At 64.9% G+C, this 19,620-nt stretch carries 19 protein-coding genes; 11 read left to right on the top strand and 8 right to left on the bottom strand.

Annotated elements, in window-relative coordinates:
• Positions 1 to 1,016 (bottom strand): hypothetical protein (locus VG320_RS05220; protein ID WP_327199080.1); only part of this gene is annotated, 1,016 nt, incomplete at its 3' end.
• 5 nt (positions 1,017 to 1,021) lie between these two features.
• On the bottom strand, positions 1,022 to 2,110 hold the full coding sequence (locus tag VG320_RS05215; RefSeq protein ID WP_327199079.1) for a hypothetical protein: 1,089 nt from the start codon (positions 2,108 to 2,110) through the stop codon (positions 1,022 to 1,024).
• A 390-nt stretch (positions 2,111 to 2,500) separates the two neighbouring features.
• Here VG320_RS05215 and VG320_RS05210 point away from each other — a divergent pair, with 390 nt between their 5' ends.
• The gene (locus VG320_RS05210) at positions 2,501 to 2,788 is read left to right on the top strand and encodes a hypothetical protein (RefSeq protein WP_327199078.1); all 288 of its coding nucleotides are present in this window, start codon (positions 2,501 to 2,503) and stop codon (positions 2,786 to 2,788) included.
• Positions 2,789 to 2,824: 36 nt separating this feature from the next.
• On the opposite strand, the gene fabI is transcribed toward VG320_RS05210, so the two are convergent.
• Complete coding sequence (gene fabI / locus VG320_RS05205) at positions 2,825 to 3,604, bottom strand: enoyl-ACP reductase FabI (protein ID WP_327199077.1); 780 nt, start codon at positions 3,602 to 3,604, stop codon at positions 2,825 to 2,827.
• Between the two features lie 100 nt (positions 3,605 to 3,704).
• Positions 3,705 to 6,626: a DUF3141 domain-containing protein gene (locus VG320_RS05200; protein ID WP_327199076.1), complete on the bottom strand. Its 2,922-nt coding sequence runs from the start codon at positions 6,624 to 6,626 to the stop codon at positions 3,705 to 3,707.
• 433 nt (positions 6,627 to 7,059) lie between these two features.
• On the opposite strand from VG320_RS05200, the gene VG320_RS05195 reads away from it, so the two are divergent.
• A complete protein-coding gene (locus tag VG320_RS05195; protein ID WP_327199075.1) occupies positions 7,060 to 8,001 on the top strand; it encodes a bifunctional enoyl-CoA hydratase/phosphate acetyltransferase in 942 nt (313 codons plus the stop codon).
• The gene (locus tag VG320_RS05190) at positions 8,002 to 9,279 is read left to right on the top strand and encodes an acetate/propionate family kinase (protein WP_327199074.1); all 1,278 of its coding nucleotides are present in this window, start codon (positions 8,002 to 8,004) and stop codon (positions 9,277 to 9,279) included.
• Between the two features lie 28 nt (positions 9,280 to 9,307).
• Here the strand turns inward: VG320_RS05190 and VG320_RS05185 are convergent, their stop codons facing one another.
• Positions 9,308 to 9,949, bottom strand: a complete 642-nt coding sequence (locus VG320_RS05185; protein ID WP_327199073.1) for an alpha/beta hydrolase — start codon at positions 9,947 to 9,949, stop codon at positions 9,308 to 9,310.
• 279 nt (positions 9,950 to 10,228) lie between these two features.
• On the opposite strand from VG320_RS05185, the gene VG320_RS05180 reads away from it, so the two are divergent.
• The 6 genes from VG320_RS05180 (at position 10,229) to VG320_RS05155 (ending at position 14,343) form a co-directional block, all read left to right on the top strand.
• Complete coding sequence (locus tag VG320_RS05180; RefSeq protein ID WP_327199072.1) at positions 10,229 to 11,179, top strand: glyoxylate/hydroxypyruvate reductase A; 951 nt, start codon at positions 10,229 to 10,231, stop codon at positions 11,177 to 11,179.
• A 67-nt stretch (positions 11,180 to 11,246) separates the two neighbouring features.
• The gene (locus VG320_RS05175) at positions 11,247 to 12,179 is read left to right on the top strand and encodes a hydroxymethylglutaryl-CoA lyase (protein ID WP_327199071.1); all 933 of its coding nucleotides are present in this window, start codon (positions 11,247 to 11,249) and stop codon (positions 12,177 to 12,179) included.
• Positions 12,180 to 12,205: 26 nt separating this feature from the next.
• The gene (locus VG320_RS05170; protein WP_327199070.1) at positions 12,206 to 12,727 is read left to right on the top strand and encodes a YbaK/EbsC family protein; all 522 of its coding nucleotides are present in this window, start codon (positions 12,206 to 12,208) and stop codon (positions 12,725 to 12,727) included.
• Positions 12,705 to 12,959, top strand: coding sequence for a DUF1289 domain-containing protein (locus VG320_RS05165; protein ID WP_327199069.1), 255 nt, complete (start codon positions 12,705 to 12,707; stop codon positions 12,957 to 12,959). Before VG320_RS05170 ends, VG320_RS05165 begins: the two co-directional genes overlap by 23 nt.
• Entirely contained in the window at positions 12,956 to 13,408 is a 453-nt protein-coding gene (locus tag VG320_RS05160) for a MaoC family dehydratase (protein WP_327199068.1), read from the top strand. The genes VG320_RS05165 and VG320_RS05160 overlap by 4 nt, the downstream gene beginning before the upstream one ends.
• Positions 13,405 to 14,343 (top strand): MBL fold metallo-hydrolase, encoded by a 939-nt coding sequence (locus VG320_RS05155; protein ID WP_327199067.1) that lies wholly within the window; start codon positions 13,405 to 13,407, stop codon positions 14,341 to 14,343. Before VG320_RS05160 ends, VG320_RS05155 begins: the two co-directional genes overlap by 4 nt.
• Before the next feature lie 258 nt (positions 14,344 to 14,601).
• On the opposite strand, the gene VG320_RS05150 is transcribed toward VG320_RS05155, so the two are convergent.
• Both VG320_RS05150 and VG320_RS05145 read right to left on the bottom strand, forming a co-directional pair.
• Complete coding sequence (locus VG320_RS05150) at positions 14,602 to 15,903, bottom strand: DUF445 domain-containing protein (protein WP_327199066.1); 1,302 nt, start codon at positions 15,901 to 15,903, stop codon at positions 14,602 to 14,604.
• Positions 15,904 to 16,008: 105 nt separating this feature from the next.
• A complete protein-coding gene (locus VG320_RS05145; protein ID WP_327199065.1) occupies positions 16,009 to 16,911 on the bottom strand; it encodes a DMT family transporter in 903 nt (300 codons plus the stop codon).
• 132 nt (positions 16,912 to 17,043) lie between these two features.
• Between VG320_RS05145 and VG320_RS05140 the strand changes: the two genes are divergently transcribed.
• Complete coding sequence (locus tag VG320_RS05140; RefSeq protein WP_327199064.1) at positions 17,044 to 17,532, top strand: Lrp/AsnC family transcriptional regulator; 489 nt, start codon at positions 17,044 to 17,046, stop codon at positions 17,530 to 17,532.
• A 21-nt stretch (positions 17,533 to 17,553) separates the two neighbouring features.
• On the opposite strand, the gene VG320_RS05135 is transcribed toward VG320_RS05140, so the two are convergent.
• The gene (locus VG320_RS05135) at positions 17,554 to 18,447 is read right to left on the bottom strand and encodes an alpha/beta hydrolase (RefSeq protein WP_327199063.1); all 894 of its coding nucleotides are present in this window, start codon (positions 18,445 to 18,447) and stop codon (positions 17,554 to 17,556) included.
• A 202-nt stretch (positions 18,448 to 18,649) separates the two neighbouring features.
• Here VG320_RS05135 and VG320_RS05130 point away from each other — a divergent pair, with 202 nt between their 5' ends.
• The gene (locus VG320_RS05130; RefSeq protein ID WP_327199062.1) at positions 18,650 to 19,609 is read left to right on the top strand and encodes a nitronate monooxygenase family protein; all 960 of its coding nucleotides are present in this window, start codon (positions 18,650 to 18,652) and stop codon (positions 19,607 to 19,609) included.
• The last annotated feature ends 11 nt before the right edge of the window (positions 19,610 to 19,620 follow it).

The raw sequence follows: 19,620 nt of genomic DNA, 5'->3' as shown, positions 1-19,620 counted from the left end.
TGCTCCGCGTGCGAACGAAAACGCGGCACGCCGAAGCTATCAGGCGCTTCGAAGAGATCGAAATACGCGCGCCGGTAATGCTCGACGAGCGTGGCATCGTCGTAGTACGTCTCCATCCAGCGCCGCGACGCCTGACCGATTTCCTCGCGCAGCCGTTTATCGGCCAGCAGCGCGCGCAGAACCGGCTCGGCGTCTTCCAGCCTCACATCCAGCCACGGCAGTTCCACGGCGCCCGTGAGCGCGCGCAATTGCGACTGCACACGTGCATCGAGATGACCGATCACCGGCTTGCCCTGCGCCAGCGATTCGAGGCCGCTCAGGTGATAGTTGCCCGTCACACATTCGTCGACAGCCAGCGCCGCGCGCTGCTTTAAACGCAGACACTCGTCGTGCGGCGTGTTCATGATCGTGCGCACGCGGCACAGTCCCCTGCGCTCCAGGCGGCGCAGCAGCGCGAGCGTCTGCGGCGCGCCCTTGGTCTCCCAGCGCGTCTTCCAGGCGCTAGCGCGGCCACTTGGCGCGTAGACGACGATGGGCAGACCATCGTCGGCCTCGGGGGCGCTCTGGTAGCGCTCGTCGTGAATCGGCACGAGATTGGGCACCACGCGCGCAAGCGGGTAGTAACGCTCGGGCCCCTGCGCGATCACGAGTTGCGGCACGGGATCGGTGACGATGCGCGTGAGCAGTTCGCGATCGTGTTTCGCCCACAGCGCCGGCGCGGAGTGATACTGGCGAATCAGCCTGGGCGTGCCGATAAGGCGCGCGACATCGGCGCCAAAGGTTTCGTCGACAGAAAAGTGCTGATGCAGATGAATGACGTCCGCGAAACCGATGACGGCCAGCGCTTCTTCGCGCTGCGTGCGCCAGTCGATATCGACGGCAAAAGTGCGGGCGCCATAAGCCTGTGCATTGAACACGACGTGCCGCGCTTCAATGTCAGTATGCCGGTTGAGCGCGGCGACGATATTGCCGGGGCTGCCCGCCACCGGCGTATTCGAAATATGGACGACGCGCACGGCGCTCAGGCAAACGCCAGCGCGGATTCGCGTGCGGGCTCGCGCACGCTTGCGCGGACCTTCGCGCCGGTCGCGTCGCGCGTGAGCGACTGCCAGCGCAGCTTCGGGAAAATATCCTCGCCAAGCGCACTTTCCAGCGACAGATTGCGCACTTCGATGCCGCGCCGCGCAAGCAACGCGGCAGCATGGCGAAACGACGGCTCGATAAAGTCCGCGAAGTTTTCGTCGAGATAACTTGGCTGCATCTGCTGCGCCGATTCGTAGAAACGCGGCGTGCACTTTGCCGCGCTCATATCGACGCCATGCAGATAGAGCCGCTTGAAACCCAGCGCCGCGAGCACCTGGAGTCCCGTATAAGCGACGGTGCGCCCATCGAAAACACCGCGCCGCAAGTCGAGACTGAAGCCTAGCGGCTGCGGCGCATCGAATAGCGCGAGCGCGTGGGTGTCCTCAAGCGTGCGCAATTCGCGTTGCCCCGACGCACGGCGCCCGGCGGGGAACAGCATGTCGTCGAGGATGAACACACGACAGCGAATGCGCTCGATGCCGAAGCGCTCGGCGATATGCCACAGCACGATCGGCGTAGCAAACAGCGTGAGCGGCTCGGCGATCACGCGCTCGACCAGATCGGGCCGATTGCGCACAAAGCCCGTATCGACGATGCAGTAGTAGTCAAAGCGCACGCCCTGTTTTGCGGCCAGCGCAATTGCACCGTTTACGCCGAGTACTTGCTGCATCGGCAGCGCGCGGTAATCAATGGTATTGACGGAGGGGCCGGCGGCAATCAGATGGCATTCGCGCAATGCATCGCCGATTTGCGGCGGCGTGCCCGGCATTTGCGGCAGTTGATTCACGGCCGCAAGACGCTTTCCGCGAATGCGCATACCCGCAAGCCGCCCCGCTTCGTCGCGCTCGAGCGTGACGTTATGTGCGAGGCGCTCGTTATGTCGCCACGCGCGCGTGTGCGTATAGCGGTAAAGCAGTTTGAAGAATGTGTTGCCGGCACGCCGGACCGGCGAAATAGTTGCTCGCGCAACCTGTTTCGTTTCGGCGCGGGTGGGCGACGAACGGAGGGCGTTGCCTTCGATGATCATTGCTCTGCCTTGCAAGGGCGCGAGGCTGGCTGCCTTACGCCACAGTAAAGCGCGAGTCTAGGTTCTTTGACCGTTACATAGGTTACATATGACGCGCGGCTTATTACACCTATTTACAGACTATTGCGTTTTCTGCACGAAAGCAGAACGTAACGCGCGCGGATATTGAGCAAAAAATTGCATCACATCAAAAGCAATATTATTTTCAGAATTTTCTCCTGAAACCCCCATGATTACGGGATTTTTCTGAATTCACCTGGCTTGAACGTCATCATCGATCCCTTACTGAATTGCTTCAAATCGAGATCGTTGTTGCAGATTCGTAATTTAAAGCTCCGGGCCGCAGGCTAGATTGGAGTCGTCCATTCATCGAACGCCAGGAGGCCCCGAATGAACAAGAAGCTCATCGCCGCAGTGGTTGCGGGCGCAACGATTCTCGCCATTTCGCAAACAGCAAGCGCGGGAGTGTCAGTGGGTGTCGCCGTCGGCGCGCCTGCGCCGGTCTACGCAGCCCCGGCCTATGGCCCGACTTATGTGGGCTGGCACGACGATCGACGCTGGGAAGCGCGCCGCTGGCACGAGCATCAATGGCGCGAGCGCCATTGGGACGACCATCGTTGGGGAGGCGATCGCCGCTGGGGCGATCGTCATGACGACTACGGCTATCGCCGCTGGTAAGCAATCAATGCGTCGGGGCGCATCAGGCCATGCGCATCAAGCCATGATATGCGCGCCGCCGTCGACATAGACCGTATTGCCAGTCAGGCGGCGTGCGTAGCGCGTCGCCAGGTACGCGGTCGCGTAGCCGACGTCCATGATGTCGACCAGTTCGCCCAGCGGCGCGCGCTCGACGGCATCGGCCAGCATGCGGTCGAAATCGGGCAAACCTGACGCAGCGCGCGTCTTGAGTGGCCCCGGCGACACCGCATGCACGCGGATGCCGCGCGGCCCGAGTTCATAGGCCAGATAGCGGCACGAGGCTTCCAGCGCCGCCTTTACCGGTCCCATCAGGTTGTAGCTCGGCACGACGCGATTCGCGCCGTCATAGCTCATCGCGAACAACGTCCCGCCGTTTTTCATCAACGGTACGGATCGCTTAGCCATCCGAATAAATGAGTGACACGACACGTCCATCGCATAGGCAAAACCCTGTGCGGAAGAGTCCAGCAACCCGCCTTGAAGATCGGCTTTTGGCGCGTAAGCAATCGAGTGCAGCATGATGTCGAGCGTGCCCCATTGCTCGCGTATGGCATCGAACACGGCGTCGAGTTGCCCATCGTCTTCGACGTTCAGCGGCAACAGCAGGGTTGCGCCGAGTTCCTTGGCGAGCGGTTCGACGTAGGGCTTTGCCTTGTCGTTGAGATAGGTGAGTGCGAGTTCCGCGCCCAGTTCGGCGAACGCACGCGCGCAGCCGTAAGCGATCGATTCGGCGTTTGCCACGCCGGTCACGAGCGCGCGCATGCCGGCGAGCGGACGGTCGGAAGAAGTCTGCATGGCATACCTCGTTGACGATGATGGTTGCGCTAACAACAAAATGAAAACGCGAGGCGGCTCGCATGCTTGAGCCGCCTCGCGCCATACAGCGTCGTTCTGCTTACTCGCCCGCGCGAGTGGCCCGGCGACGCGCCGCCGCAGGGCGGGATGCGCGCGTGGCAGACGGCGCGCTGCTCGCGCGCGCGCCGCGTGCGGCGGATGCCTTCGTTGCGGGCGCTTTCGGTTCCGGTGCTGCCACCGCGTGCGCTGCCGCCGCAGCCGCCGCTTTTACTTTCGAGGCGGGACGTGCCGCGCGTTTGGGCTTGTCCACCGCCGCGGGTGCCGGCTTTTCAGCGGCAGTGGCCTTCGCAGCCTCTGCACGAGTGCGCGATGGCTCGGCAGGCGCATCAGCGGGCGTTGCAGCCGCCTCGGGCACGGAAGCCGACGCAGCGCCCTGCACGCCCGCAGAAGCCGTTTGCGGACCGGCGTCCGGCTTGCCGCCTTCGCCGCCGGCCTTGCCACCTGCGCCCCCTGCATTGCCCGCACCGCTGCTTCCGGGCGGCGGAGGCAGCGCTTCCTTCTCGCTGCCAGGCTCGACGCCCAGCACGCGCTGCACTTCGGCGAAGCGATCCGCGCGTTCGCCTTCGAGCGGCTCATACGCAGTGGCCACCTGATACACCACGGCAAGCAGCGTGCGGCGCGTGCGCGCGTCCGGCACGAGATCGGGCAGAGCGTCGATCGCGGCTTTCGCATCGAGCTGCACAATCGCGCCCTGGCGGCGCGCCGCTTCCTTGAGTTCGGCGATGGTCGGCTGCTTCTCGCCCAGATACTCGCGGCCCAGTTCACGCATGCGCTGGAACGGGCGGTACTGCACGACGTGCATTTCGTCGGCGAGATACGCCAGGATGCGCATGAACGCATCGAGCAGCGAACCGTCCTTCAGATGCGCGCGCGCCGCGCGCAGACGCGTCTGCGCGAGTTCCTTGCGCAGCGCCGAGAGCGGCGGCGCGATCGGATCGAGCGGCGAATTGGGCGCGACACCCACCCACGCCTGCACCCACGGCGCCGTGTAGAGGCTGTAGAAGGTGCGTTCGACCCACGCGTCGCGCGCATCGCGATACGCGTCCCACGCGCCTTCGATGCTCGCCGACACCTGCTTTTCCATCAGCGTGAACGGATTGTCCGGCGCGGCGGGCAAGCGATGCGCGCGCACCGACTCGGCGACGGCGGGCAACATGCCTAGCGCCGGATTCGCGTCGCTAAACACGCTGCGCTCCACACGTGCCGGATGCGTCTCGCGCAGCACATGCGCCGTGAGCGCGTTGCTCGAACCTCGCACGACCGGCGAGACGAACAGATCGTAAAGGCGCTGGTTGTTCTCAGCGAAACGACGCACGACTTCGAACGGCTGTTCGTCGTCGCGGCCATCGTCGAGCGCGAGGATGTCGTCAATCGAGCGGCGCTCGAAGCGGATCTCGTAGCGCCCTTCAATCGGGTCGAGCCGCGCCGCTTCCGGCGTGGAATCGGTGATCTTCGCTTCGTAGAGTCCCGGCGGCAGCACGTCGATCAGATCGAGCGCCGAAAATAGTTCGGTGTGCTCTTTATTCGCCACACTCGCCGAAACGAAGATACCCAGGTGCCCCACCTTGTCGTGCAGGCAATAAACGATCACCTGTTCGTTGGCGACGATTTCGTCGACGCTCGCGTACAGATCGGGAATCCAGTTGAGCGCCTGCTGCGGCGGCGTGATGTTGTCGCCCCACGAAGCCAGCACGATGATCGGCGTGCGGATGTTGCGCAGGTCCACCGGCGAGCGCGCGTTCTTCGCGTAGACCTCGTTGCGGGTGAGGTGATTGCCGACGAACAGGTTCTGCACGATCCAGTCGATTTCCGCGCGATTGAGCTGGAAATGACCGCCCCACCAGCGCTCGAATTCGAGAAAGCGCTCGCGCTCCGTATCGACGTGCGCATAGAGGTTGTAGAGCTTGCCCCAGAACGTGTTGGCCGGATTCAGGTTCTCGAAGTTCTGCACCAGATACGCGCCGTCGAAGTGGCCATCGCCCAGATCGGCGGCCAGCGACGAAGCCCACGAGCCGCCCAGCAGACCGCCCGAATAGCGCATCGGGTTCTTGCCGCGCACGCCGGCCCAGTAGGACAGCGGCGAGCCTGCCAGCATCAGCGGGCCAACCAGCGAAGGCGCGGAAGCGGCCAGCAGCGCCGCGGCCCAGCCGCCCTGGCAATTGCCGATCACGAAGGGCAGACCGTCGGCGTCGGCGTGTAGCTCGCGCACTTTGCGCAGGAATACGGCTTCGGCCTTGCCGACCGATTCGATCGTCTGCGTGTCGGTCGGCACCGGGAAGAACGTGACGAAGTAGCAGGGATGGCCCTTGCGCAGCGCGATGCCCACTTCGCTGTCCATCTTGAAGCCGGCGATGCCGGGGCCGTGCCCCGCGCGCGGATCGATCACCACGAACGGACGCATGCGCGCATCGGTCTGCGCGCCCTCTTCCGGCTTGATGCGCAGGAGTGCGTAATTGCACGGATCGTCAAGCTCGCGGCCATCGACGATCACGTCGTACTCGAATGCGAGCACCGGCGGCATGCCCGCTTTTTCGTGGATATAGGTCTGGTTGCCGCGCTCGCGCAGCACATCGAGGAACAGCACGCTGCGCTGCCAGGCATCGAACAGATAGTCGAACAGCGGCTGGATCGCAGCGGGCGCGGCGGCGGGCAGTTTCGGCGCCGCGGGAAGGCTGGCCGCAGCCGCGGGCTCGCGCGTCAACGCGAAGCCGTTGAACGGTCCCGCGGCCTGCGCGATCGCTGTCTGCCACGCATTGCCCAGCACGTTGCTCAGCGCGGACTGCGCGGCTTCAGCCGATTCGGCGAAGGCGTCGGCGATGGGCTGGAATGGCGGGAGCGTCTGGAAAGCGGGGAAAGATGAAAGCGGCCAGAGGGGCCAGAACGGCGAGGCCGGGGCAGAGGTTGCCGACGAAGCGGGCGAAGTTGCAGACGAGGAAGCTGACGAGAGGGCGGAAACTGCCACGACACGAATCTCCTTTAACGGGGCGCGCGATGCACTGCCAGGCAAAACGCAGGCAAGCGCACGCGGCAGTCATGCTGCACTGCAAAAGTCCAATCTAGGCAGCGCCTCTGCGAAAGTCAAGGCGACCCGGATTGCGCTGCCGGGTCATGAACGTTGCATAGTCCCGCCGCGCTGTGAATGCAGCGTGACAAATCGCGCGATGCGTGCGGCGCTTTGTAACATCAGTCGCCAAAGGCCGCGGAGCGATCATGCATCACGCATGCAGACAAGCTGCGCCGTGCACTTTCGGCGCTGTGCGCATCGCGCTGGACTACACTACTTGCGCTTTGCGCGGCGCAGCATGACCGTGCCGAAGTGCGGTCTCGCGTGCGCTCACGCGGGGCCTGGCCGTCCGTCAAATTTGCGTTCGAACATGCTTTGCGTGGAGCCTGAAATGACCGAAACGCCCGACAAGTATTCGATCCTGCTGGCGCGCTGCGCGGGTCTTCCACCCGTGCCCACGGCGGTCGCCCATCCCTGCGACGTGTCGTCGCTCACGGGCGCGATCGACGCCGCCAACCTGGGCCTGATCGCGCCGATTCTCGTCGGCCCGGAAGCCAAGATCCGCTCGGTCGCGCAGGAAGCGAATCTCTCGCTGGATAACGTCACCATCGTCGATGCGCCGCACAGCCACGCGTCGGCTGCGCGCGCCGTGCTCGCGGTGCGCTCGGGCGAAGCCGAACTGCTCATGAAGGGCAGCCTGCACACCGACGAACTGCTGCACGAAGTGGCGTCCGGCTCCAACGGCCTGCGCACGGAGCGCCGCCTTTCGCATGTGTTCGCGATGGACGTGCCCAGGTATCACAAGCCGCTTTTCATCACCGACGCCGCCGTCAACATCTTCCCCAAGCTCGCGGATAAAGCCGATATCGTGCGCAACGCGATCGATTTGCTGCAGGCGCTGGGCATTTCCACGCCGAAGGTCGCCATCCTCGCGGCAGTCGAAACGGTCTCCGACAAGATGCCCTCGACAATCGACGCCGCCGCGCTGTGCAAGATGGCCGATCGCGGCCAGATCGAAGGCGGCCTGCTCGACGGGCCGCTGGCCTTCGACAACGCCATCAGCGCTGAAGCCGCGCGCATCAAGGGCATCCATTCGCCGGTGGCGGGCGACCCCGACATCCTGCTCGTGCCCGACCTCGAAGCGGGCAATATGCTCGCCAAGCAGTTGACCTTTCTCGCAGGTGCGGGCGCGGCCGGCATCGTGCTGGGCGCGCGCGTGCCCATCATCCTCACGAGCCGCGCCGATACCGTGCGCTCGCGCATCGGCAGTTGTGCCATCGCGGTGCTGCTCGCGCATGCGCGGCGCGCGCGCCAGAACGCGGAGGTGCTGTAAATGAGCGTCAAGACGAGCGTGGAACACCCGCATGCGACTCATCACAACGGCGAAGGCCAGATCGTACTGGTCGTCAACGCCGGGTCGTCGAGCATCAAATGCTCGGTGTATCGCGTGATCGACGATCCGGCTGTACCGGCGGGGGCGCGGGCGTTTCTTGGCGCGGGCGGCCAGATCGAAGGCATTGGCGTGGCGCCGCGTCTGGAGGCGCATATGGCCGATGGCCGCCTGATCGTCGACCAGAAGTTTCCGGTCGCCCAGGTCGCCGATCATGACGCCGCGTTCCGTCTGCTGCGCCTCGTTCTCGCCGTGGGTCTGCGCGATACGCCGCCCGCCGCGATCGGCCATCGCGTCGTGCACGGCGGCGCGCACTTCAAGGACGCCACGCTCATCGACGATCAGGTCATCACCGAACTCGATGCGCTCACGCAGCTTGCACCGCTGCATCAGCCGCACAATCTCGCGGCGATCCGCGCGGTGCGCATCGCCGCGCCCGAACTGCCGCAGGTGGCCTGCTTCGACACGGCGTTTCACGCGGGCAACGACATCATGGCGCAGCTCTTCGCGCTGCCTTATCACTACTACGAGGAAGGCGTGCGCCGTTACGGCTTTCACGGTCTCTCGTACGAGTACATCGCGCATCATCTGCACGCCGTGGCGCCCGATATTGCGCAAGGGCGCGTGGTGGTCGCGCATCTGGGTAACGGCGCGAGCCTGTGCGCGATGAAGGACGGCAAGAGCGTGGAGACCACCATGGGCCTCACCGCGCTCGACGGCCTGCCGATGGGCACGCGTTGCGGCGCGCTCGATGCCGGCGCGGTGCTGTGGATGATGGAACGCGGCATGAGCCACGACGAGATCCAGAAGCTGCTGTATCACGACTCGGGCCTCAAGGGTCTGTCGGGCGTGAGCAGCGACATGCGCGAGCTGCTGGCCAGCGACAGCGCGCAGGCGAAGCTCGCGATCGACTTCTACACGTACCGTATCGCGCAGGAAATCGGCAAGCTCGCCGTGGTGCTGGGCGGGCTGGATGCGCTGGTGTTCACGGCTGGCATCGGCGAGCATGCGCCGCAGATTCGCGCGCAGGTGTGCGAGCGCCTGGCGCCGCTATTTGGCGTGGTGCTGGATACGGCGGCCAACGAAGGTGGAAAAAGCGCTGACAAGGAACGCGTGTCGGCGCGCGACAGCCGTGTGCCGGTGTTTGCGGTGCGTACCGATGAAGAAGGGATGATCGCGCTGCATACCGCACGTCTGCTGCGCAACGCGCGCTCGCACTGAGCGCGAAACACGGAACGCACCTCAAGAATCAGGCGTATTTCAGCCGCGCCTCGATTGCGAGCGCGACGCCTGCGTCGGCTTGATCGATGCCCTCGCTTGCTTCGTCGCGCAGGCGGCGCGGCGCCTCGCAATGCACCAGCGTATCGACGAAATATTTTGCGCGCGGCCAGGGCCCGAAACCCGCCGCCGTGTTGATATGCCCGGCATCGCCAAGATTCACGAAGGCGCTGCCCAGTTGTTGCGCGAGACGCTGCGCGCCGTCGAGCGACATCCACGGGTCCGTTTCGCTGCCGATCAGGATCGACGGCACGTTCAGGCGGCGCGCCTCGAATGGTCCCGCGAAGCGAAACTTCTCCGGGCTCGCAGGTGCGACGAACAACACGCCCGCCACGTCGGCGGCGAGCAGGCCTTGCTGCAGCGCGTAAGCCGTGACGAGGCAGCCAAAACTGTGCGCCGCAAGCAGAAACGGCCCGCGTTCGCGCGCGAGCAATTGCGCGAGCGCGCGGCTCCACGCCGCCAGATCGGGCGCGTCCCAGTCGTCCTGTTCGACACGCAGCGAGCGCGCGAACTGGCGCTCCAGCCAGCTTTGCCAATGCGCCCCGTCGCTGCCATGCAGCCCCGGCACGGTGACGAGTCTCGGCGGCCAACGTGATTGTGCGCACGAAAGCATGATTTTTTCCTCGCTTCGACGGATCGTGGAGGGATTGTGATCTGCGCCGCCCTTACGCCGAACCAATTTTTTTTGCTTAGCTTTTCGCGGGCCGCCAATGGTGCAGTGCGGAGCATCGTGGATTGCGCTTGCCGGGAGAAAGCGCGGCGGCTTCGGGCACGAAAAAGTAGAATGTGACGATTCCGGAGACTTTATTCGCACGTCAAGGCGACTGCTGTGTCGTCCGCTGTGTCGTCATATTGCCGCCACGCCCGGCGATTTCGAGGGAAACGTATCACGATGAAGATTCTGTTCTGGCTCCCGCAGTCCGATGCTTCCGCCTGGCTCGCCGCCCTCACGCGCGCCCTGCCCGACGCCGAACTGCGCGAATGGCAGCCCGGCGACACCGCCCCCGCCGATTTCGCCGTCGTCTGGCATCCGCCGCGCGAGATGTTCGCCGCGCCCCGTGGCCTGCGCGCGATCTTCAACCTGGGCGCGGGCGTCGATGCGATCCTCGCGCTGGAACGCGAGCATCCCGGCACACTGCCGCAGGACGCACTGCTGGTGCGTCTGGAAGACTCCGGCATGGCGCCGCAGATGGCCGAATACGTGCAACATGCCGTCTTGCGCTATCTGCGCCGCTTCGACGACTACGCGCGGCAACAGGCGCGCCGCGAATGGCATGTGCTCGCGCCGCATCCGCTCGAAACCTTTACGGTGGGCGTGCTGGGACTCGGCGTGCTGGGCGCGCAGGTTGCGCGCGCGGTGGCGTCGCTGGGCGTGCCGGTAAGGGGTTTTTCGCGCAGCGCCAAAACGATCGACGGTATCGAAACATTCTCGGGCGAGTTGCGCAGCGCGCAATTCGACGCCTTTCTCGACGATGTGAAAGTGCTGGTGAATCTGCTGCCCGCCACGCCCGATACTGAAGACGTGCTGAATGCGGCCACCTTCGACAAGCTCGCGCGCGGTGCGTATGTCGTCAACGTTGCGCGCGGCACGCATCTGGTCGAACAGGACCTGCTCGACGCGCTCGCGAACGGCACGCTCGCAGCCGCCACGCTCGACGTGTTCCGCACCGAGCCGCTGCCGCCCACCCATCCGTTCTGGGAAGAGTCGCGCATCACGATCACGCCGCATAGCTCGGCGCTCACATTGCGCGAGGAAGCCGTCTCGCAGATCGCAGACAAGATCGAGGCGCTCGCGCGCGGTGAAACCGTGAGCGGCGTGGTGCATATCAAACGCGGATATTGAACGCGAATCTCGAATGCAGATCTCGAATGTGATTCGCGTGACGAAAAGATAAAGTCAGGAGACAGACATGGCAGCAAACATCCTTCCCGGCGCAGTCAAGATCGTTGAAGTCGGCCCGCGCGACGGCCTGCAAAACGAAAAGGAATTCGTGCCGACGCAGGTCAAGATCGAACTGATCGACCGCCTCACGCAGGCCGGCTTCGCGAATATCGAAGCCGCCTCGTTCGTCTCGCCGAAGTGGGTTCCGCAGATGGCCGACGGCGCCCAGGTCATGGACGGCATTGCGCGCCGCGCAGGCACGATCTATTCGGCGCTCACGCCGAATCTGCGTGGATTCGAAGGCGCGCTCGCTGCGCGCGCCGATGAAATCGTGATCTTCGGCGCCGCCAGCGAAGCGTTCTCGCAGAAGAACATCAACTGCTCGATCGCCGAAAGTATCGACCGTTTCGCGCCCGTGGCCGAAGCGGCGAAAGCCGCCGGCGTGCGCATTCGCGGCAGCGTGTCGTGCTCGTTCGGCTGCCCGTACCAGGGCGAGGTGGAAGTGGCATCGGTGGTGGACGTGGTGCAGCGCTTCGCGGCGCTCGGCTGCGACGAGATCGATATCGCCGACACCATCGGCGTGGGCACCGCGAAGCGCGTGCACGAAGTGTTCGAGGCCGTCACGAAGGTGTTCCCGCGCGAGCGTCTGTCGGGCCACTTCCACGACACCTACGGCCAGGCGCTCGCGAACATCTATGCGGCGCTCGAAGAAGGCATCGCGATCTTTCACGCCTCGGTGGCGGGTCTGGGCGGCTGCCCCTATGCGAAGGGCGCGACCGGCAACGTCGCGACTGAAGACGTGCTGTATCTGATGAAGGGCCTGGGCATTCAGACGGGCGTCGATCTCGACCAGGTGGTCGCCGCCGGCGATTTCATTTCCCGCGCGATCGGCCGCGCCAACGTTTCGCGCGCGGGCAAGGCGTTGCTCGCGAAACAGCAAAGCGCCGCCGCTTGCGCTTGATCCGTAGTACGAAGGAACGTAACCCCATGACAGACACCCTCATCAACTCCGAAAAAGACGGTATCGAAGCCTTGCCCGAATCCGCGCGCCGCGTCGCACTGTTGCTGCGCGAACACGGTCATGCCAGGCCGGTCGTGCTGCTGCCCGAAACCGGCAAGACCTCGGCGGAAGCGGCTGCGGGTCTCGGCTGCGAAGTCGCGCAGATCGCCAAGTCGATCCTGTTTCGCCGCCGCAAGGACGATGCGCCCGTGCTGGTGATCGCCAGCGGCGCAAACCGCGTGGACGAAAAGAAAGTCGAAGCGCACGTCGGCGAGATTGGCCGCGCCGATGCGAAGTTCGTGCGCGAGATGACCGGCTATGCGATTGGCGGCGTGTGCCCGATCGGCCATGCCACGCGCCCGGTCACGCTGATCGACGCCGATCTGTTCGCTCTCGACAGCCTGTGGGCGGCGGCGGGTCATCCGCATGCCGTGTTCAATCTGTCGCCGCAGGAACTCGCGGCGATGACCGGCGCGCCGGTCGTGGATGTCGCGCTGCGCGAAGTGTAATCACGGCATGAACACACCGTCTCCCTGCATCAACGTGTGCCGCATGAGCGAGGCCAGCGGCCTGTGCGAAGGCTGTCTGCGCACGATCGACGAAATCGCATCGTGGTCCTCGCTCGACGATGAGCAGAAGCGCGCGGTGTGGGACGTCATCGAGATCCGCCACGCGCAGTGGCTGGCGAAGCGTGATTCTACAAACGTTGCCAACACAACGAACAAGGGAGACGCACCGTGACCGCGCCCGCCCGCGTGGTGAAGATCGGCGAGACGTTTGGCGCGACGCTCGCGCTCTCGCCCGATTCGGTGAAATCGTTCGCCACGCTCGTGAACGATCTCAACCCGCTGCATCATGACGACGCTTATGCCGCGCAGAGCCGCTTTGGCGGTTTGATCGCCTCGGGCACGCAGCCCACCGCGCATTTCATGGCCTTGCTGGCGACGCATTTCTCGCAGTACGCACAGCCGCTCGGCCTCGAATTCGACATGAAACTCAAGCGCGCCGCACACGCACACGACGTGCTGACGTTCGAATGGCGCGTCGTGGATGCGTACTGGAAATCAAGCCTCAACGGCGATCTGGTGAAGCTGGAAGGCACGGCGAAGAATCAGAACGGCGACACGCTCATCGTCGGTCACTCGACGATACTCGTGATGCCGAAAGCCTCAGAGGACGTCGCATCATGAGCGACGTGGCCGACAACATACTGCCCGCATCGATACGCGTATTCGAGCGCGGCTGGCTATCGTCGAACAACATCCTGCTGATCGACGCAGCCCGTACCGCACTCGTCGATACGGGCTATGCCACGCACGCGGCGCAAACGGTCGCGCTCGTGCGGCATGCGCTTGCGGGCCGCGCGCTCGACACCATCGTCAATACGCACCTGCATTCGGATCACTGCGGCGGCAACGCGCAATTGCAGGCGCAGTGGCCGTGCGCAACCCTGATTCCCGCCGCCAGCGAACAGGCCGTGCGCGAGTGGGACGAAGCGCGGCTCACCTTTCACGCGACCGGCCAGACCTGTGAGCGCTTCACGTTCACGGGCACGCTCGCGCCGGGCATGCGCCTCAAGATGGGCGGTTTCGACTGGGACGTGATCGGCGCGCCCGGTCACGATCCCGATTCGCTGATGCTCTACGCGAGCGAACCGCGCGTGCTCATCAGCGCCGACGCGCTCTGGGAGCATGGCTTCGGCGTGATCTTTCCAGAACTCGAAGGAGAAAGCGGTTTCGCGGAGCAACAGGCCGTGCTCGACGCCATCGCTCAACTGGATGTGGCGACTGTGATTCCGGGCCACGGCGCGCCGTTCGCGAACGTGGGTGCCGCGCTGGAACGCGCGTATTCACGCCTGGCCTGGCTGCGCGCCGATCCCGCACGTAACGCGAAAAATGCGCTCAAGGTGCTGATCGTCTTCAAGCTGCTGGAAGTGCGCACGCTGCGTTTCGCGGCGCTGGAAGCAATGCTCGCCGATGCCGCCGTCATGCACGCAGCGGCGCGGCAACTCGCACCCGAGAGCGCGTGGCCCGCGCTGCTGCGGGATCTGGCCGGCGAACTGGCGAAGAGCGGCGCGCTAGTGCTGCACGAAGACCGCATCGAAGCGCCTGCCAACGCGGCCTGAATATCGCCGCAAGCGCGTATTACAAAAAAAAACGCTCGGCCTCTTTGGAGGACGAGCGAGAGTATCTTGCTCTGACGTGATCAACGTTCGAGCCGATCATACTCGCGCGCGATTGCGCGTCGCATTGGTGATTTCCCTACGAACTGGCAACAATGCGCGGCCCGAAAAAGGCCCGCAGAATCGGCATTTATCCGTACTGGAATTGATTCGCGATCCGAATCTATGCGCGATGCACTCATGAATCTGTCACATGACGGATCAACCGCCGAGTTGCAGGCGCAACCACTCGAACAGGTGCGAGCACAGATACAGCCCCAGCCCGATCGTGCCGCCAATCACCGTGCCGTTCACGCGTATTTCTTGCAGGTCCTTACCAATCTTCAGTTCGATCAGGCGCGCGGTCTCGCGCGTGTCCCAGTTGCGCACCGTGTCGCGGATATGGTGCGTCAGATAGCGCGAAAACTCGGGCGCCATCGCACGGGCGGCGTCTTCCAGATGACCGTTGAGCGAGGCGCGCAGATCGGCGTCGGCGGCCAGCGCCTGACCGAGCCACTGCCCCGTCGCGGCCACTTTGGCGTGCAGCGTCGAATCGGGCCGCTCCAGGTCGTCGCGCAGCCACGCACGCAGGCTGCCCCATAGCTCGCGCGTGTAGTCGTTGAGCGCGCTGCCGGCGCGCAGGCTCGCCTTCAGCTCCTCGCCCTTGCGCAGAAACGCGGGATCGCTTTTCAACTGATCGATCAGCTTGTGCATCACCTCGTCGAACTTCTGCCGCAGATGATGTTCGCGATCCTCGCTCACCTGCAACAGCAGACGATTCACGGCGCTCTCCAGCACGCGCGCGCCTTTGTCGCCGAGCCATTCGGAAGGCAGATAGCGCTCGGTCTTCGGAAATTCGCCCTTGAGCCCGTCGACGATGCGCGTGGCCACGAACGTGCGCGTACTTTCCTCGCGCAGCAGCAGGGCAAGCTGATCGAGCATGCGGTCGAGCAGTTCCTGATGGCGGCCGTCCTTCGTGAGCGTGTCGAGGATCGCGCCCGCCGACTTCGAAAGATCGACCTTGTCGAGCGCCGCGTGCAAAGCGTCGCGGATAAAGCCCTGAATGCGCGTGTCGTCGGTGAGGCCGAGCAGCCCCGACATCAGCCGCACGGCGTAGTCGCCCAGGCGCTGCGCGTTGTGCGGCGCGGTGAGCCAGCCGGACAGCCGCTCGACCGGATCGTGACGGCGAATCAGGCCAACGAGCGAATTGACGTCGAGGAACTTCTCCTGCACGAACACGGCGAGTTCGTCGGCGATGCGGTCCTTGTTGCGCGGAATCACGCCCGTGCGCGCGGCGATGAAGGGAATCGGCACGCGCCGGAACAGCGCGACCACGGCGAACCAGTCGGCCAGTGCGCCCACCATCGAGGCTTCGCTCACGGCCTTGATGCCATCGACGATCACGCCGGGCGGCGACAGCGCCGTGACGACGAACACCACGGCGGCCGCGATCAGCAGGAACAGCGCGCGCCGTTTGGCGCGCTTGAGGTCGGCTTCGTCGCGGCTGATTTCAGGTGTGGGCATGCGTGGGCGGTTGTGCGCAAAAGCGGTTGGAAAAGCGAACCGCGACATTATGCGGGCACTCTCCGAACGGCGCGCCTGGGCGCACCGTCCCACGCGCAGCGGCCGTCAAACCGCGCGTGCCTTCTCCCGCTGCGGCACGATCCGCCAGCCCAGGTTCACGCCCGCCGCCGCCAGCAGGATGAGCGCCGCGCCCGCCACCTGAATCCACGCAAGGCGCTGCCCGAATGCAAACCAGTCGACGAAGATCGCCATCACCGGATAGATGAACGAGAGCGCGCCAGTCATCGCCGTGGGCAGCTTCTGGATCGCGCCGTACAGCAGCACGTACATCACGCCCGTATGCACGATGCCGAGCGTGACGATCTGCGCCCAGTGCACCGGCGTATCGGGCAGCGTGCCGTAGTGCACGAACGGCGCCAGCGCGAACGCGCCGAAGCCCAGTTGCACGAGCGCCAGCAGATGCGGTGGCGTGCCCTTCAGATGCCGCGTGATGATCGCCGAAATCGCATAGAGGAAGGCCGCACCCGCCGCGCAGGCCACGCCCATGAGGTATTCGCCCGGCACCGCGAGCACGGCGGGCGGCACCTCGACCACGCCCACCAGACCGACAAACGCCAGCGCCAGCCACACGACCGTGGACGTGCTGACGCGCTCGCGCAGCAGCAGCGCGCCCAGGCCCACCAGCATGAACGGTTGGGTGTTGTAGACGGCAGTGGCCATGGAAATCGACGCGCGCGAATACGCGGCGAACAGCAACACCCAGTTAGCCACGATGGCCGCGGCCCCCAGCAGCGCGAGGCCGAGCGTGCGCCAGGGCAGCAGCGCGCGCCGGTACAGGCCCAGCGCCGCGCACACCAGCGCGAGGGTCGCGCCGCCCAGCACGCAGCGCATGAATACGACGTTGAGCGCCGGTTGCTTCGACGCGACCACGAGCCAGCCGATGGTGCCGGACATCAGCATCGCGACGATCATCTCCGCCGCGCCGCGACGTACTTCTGGGGAAGCCATGTTGTGTTTCCTCGTCAAGAATCTGCCGATCAGTTTACTGGCTGCCCGACGCGGAATACATGGCAAAAACAAGGCGAAAAGTTACACACGCCTTAGAATTGAAGGTGATATGCCTGACAGATGAGCGAGATCATGAACAAGCGTTCGAATGGGACAAACGGAGCCACCACGCCCGCGGCCGCCCCGCTGGATGACATCGACCGTGCGTTGCTTGCCGTGCTCGCGGAGGATGCGCGCACGAGCGTGAGCGAGCTGGCGCGCCAGGTTGGGCTGTCGGCGCCCAGCACGACGGAGAGATTGCGCCGTCTGGAAGCGCAGGGTGTGATCGGCGGCTATACGGTGCGGATCGATCCGCGTGCGCTCGGCTATACGCTGCAGGCGATCGTGCGGGTGAAGCCGCTGCCGGGCCAGTTGCATCTGGTGGAGGAGATGTTGCGCCGCATCCCCGAATTCATCGAATGCGACAAGGTGACGGGCGACGACTGCTTCATCGCCCGCCTCTATCTGCATTCGATCGAACAGCTCGACGAGATTCTCACCAAGGTCACCGAGCGCGCGGAGACCAGCACCGCTATCGTCAAATCGACGCCGGTGCCGCGCCGTCTGCCGCCGCTGGCCTGAAGCGCGCTTGACGCCGCCGGCTCAGCGCTCGGTGGCCTCGAAGAACGCCAGCATTTCGGCGACCAGCGCTTCGCTCGCTTCCTCGGGAATGTAATGGCCGCAGGGCAGCGCGCGGCCACTCACGTCGCGCGCGACCTTACGCCATTCGGCGAGCGGATCGAAGCAGCGCTGGATCACGCCATGCTCGCCCCACAGCACGCGCAACGGACAGCCGACCTTGTGGCCGCGTTCGATATCCGCGCGGTCGTGTTCGAGGTCGATAGTCGCGGACGCGCGGTAGTCCTCGCACATCGCATGCACGGCGCCTGGCTGGCGCAGCGCCGCGCGGTACGCGCCCAGCGCCTTCGGCGCGAACGGTGCGAGACCGGCGTGACGGCTACCCATCACGCGCTCGATATACACATCGGGATTCGCGCCGATCAGCGCCTCGGGCAGCGGTTCTGGCTGGATCAACAGGAACCAGTGGAAATACAGCGTGGCGAACTCGCGGTCGGTCTGCTCGTACATGGCGAGCGTGGGCGCGATGTCGAGCAGCATCAACCGTTCGACGGCATCGGCGTGATCGAGCGCCATGCGATGCGCCACGCGTGCGCCGCGATCGTGGGCGCAGACCAGAAAGCGCTCGAAGCCGAAGTGGCGCATGACTTCGACCTGATCGGCGGCCATCGTGCGTTTCGAGTAAGCGGCGTGAGTGGCGTCGCTCGGCGGTTTCGACGAGTCGCCGTAGCCACGCAGGTCGGTGGCGATCACGGTGAAGTGCTTCGCCAGCTCCGCCGCGCAGCGATGCCAGATCATGTGCGTCTGCGGATGGCCGTGCAGCAGCAGTAGAGGCGGGCCTTCGCCGCCGCGCATCCCGTTGATTTCGACGCCGTCCGCGGTACGGACGGTGAAAGGCGTGTATCCCTCGAACGGCATGATTTGTCTCTCTCTTGTCCCTGTTGGTCTGCCGCCATTGTATGAGGGGTGCACGCGCGCAAACCGTGGTTTGGGGCCCATAGCGCTAGAAACCGAGCACTCCCTCGAATGTCAGACGGACGTCACTGCTCATGCGCCGTGCCTATAATCGAACGACCGTTTTTAAGCGAATTTCAATCGCCCGCGCCGAAGGAGACACCCCATGGCCTTGCCCGTCGTCCTGCAGAATCTGAGCCTGCCCGTCGTCGCCTCGCCGATGTTTATCGTCAGCTATCCCGAACTCGTGCTCGCGCAGTGCAAGGCGGGCATCGTCGGTTCGTTCCCGGCGCTCAACGCGCGCCCCGCCGAACTGCTCGACGAATGGCTCACGCAGATCCAGGAGCAACTGGCCGCGCACAAGGCCGCGAATCCGCAGGCCGTAATCGGGCCCATCGCCGTGAACCAGATCGTGCATCAGTCGAACGCGCGTCTGGAGCACGACATCCGCGTGTGCGTGCAGCATCGCGTGCCGATCTTCATCACCAGCCTGCGCGCGCCGCCAAAGGAACTGCTCGACGCGGTGCACAGCTACGGCGGCATCGTGCTGCACGACGTCATCAATCTGCGCCATGCGGGCAAGGCGCTCGAAGCGGGCGTGGACGGGCTGATTCTGGTCGCGGCGGGTGCGGGCGGCCACGCGGGCACGACCTCGCCGTTCGCGCTGGTGGGCGAAGTGCGGCGCATCTTCGACGGGCCGATCGTGCTGTCGGGGGCGATTGCCAACGGCGGCTCGATCCTCGCCGCCCAGGCGATGGGCGCCGATCTTGCCTACATGGGCACGCGCTTTATCGCCACCCAGGAGGCGCATGCGGTGGAGGGCTACAAGCACGCGATCCTGGGCGCCAAGGCCGCTGACATCGTCTATACGAACCTCTTCACGGGCGTGCATGGCAACTACATCCGCGAGAGCATCGTCAACGCTGGCCTTGACCCGGACGCGCTGCCCGAGTCGGACAAATCGGCGATGAACTTCGGCGGCGACAAGGCGAAGGCGTGGAAGGACATCTGGGGCGCGGGCCAGGGTGTGGGCCTGATGGACGACGTGCCCTCGGTCGCGCAACTGGTCGCGCGTCTCAAAAGCGAATACGACGAGGCAAAGGCGAAGCTGGGGATCGCGCGCTGAGCCGCGCCGAT

This window comes from Paraburkholderia sp., assembly GCF_035948235.1.
In the GTDB taxonomy this organism is placed as follows: Bacteria; Pseudomonadota; Gammaproteobacteria; order Burkholderiales; family Burkholderiaceae; genus Paraburkholderia.
Note: the sequence above shows the minus strand (reverse complement) of the source record. Positions and strands in the feature narration are given on the sequence as shown.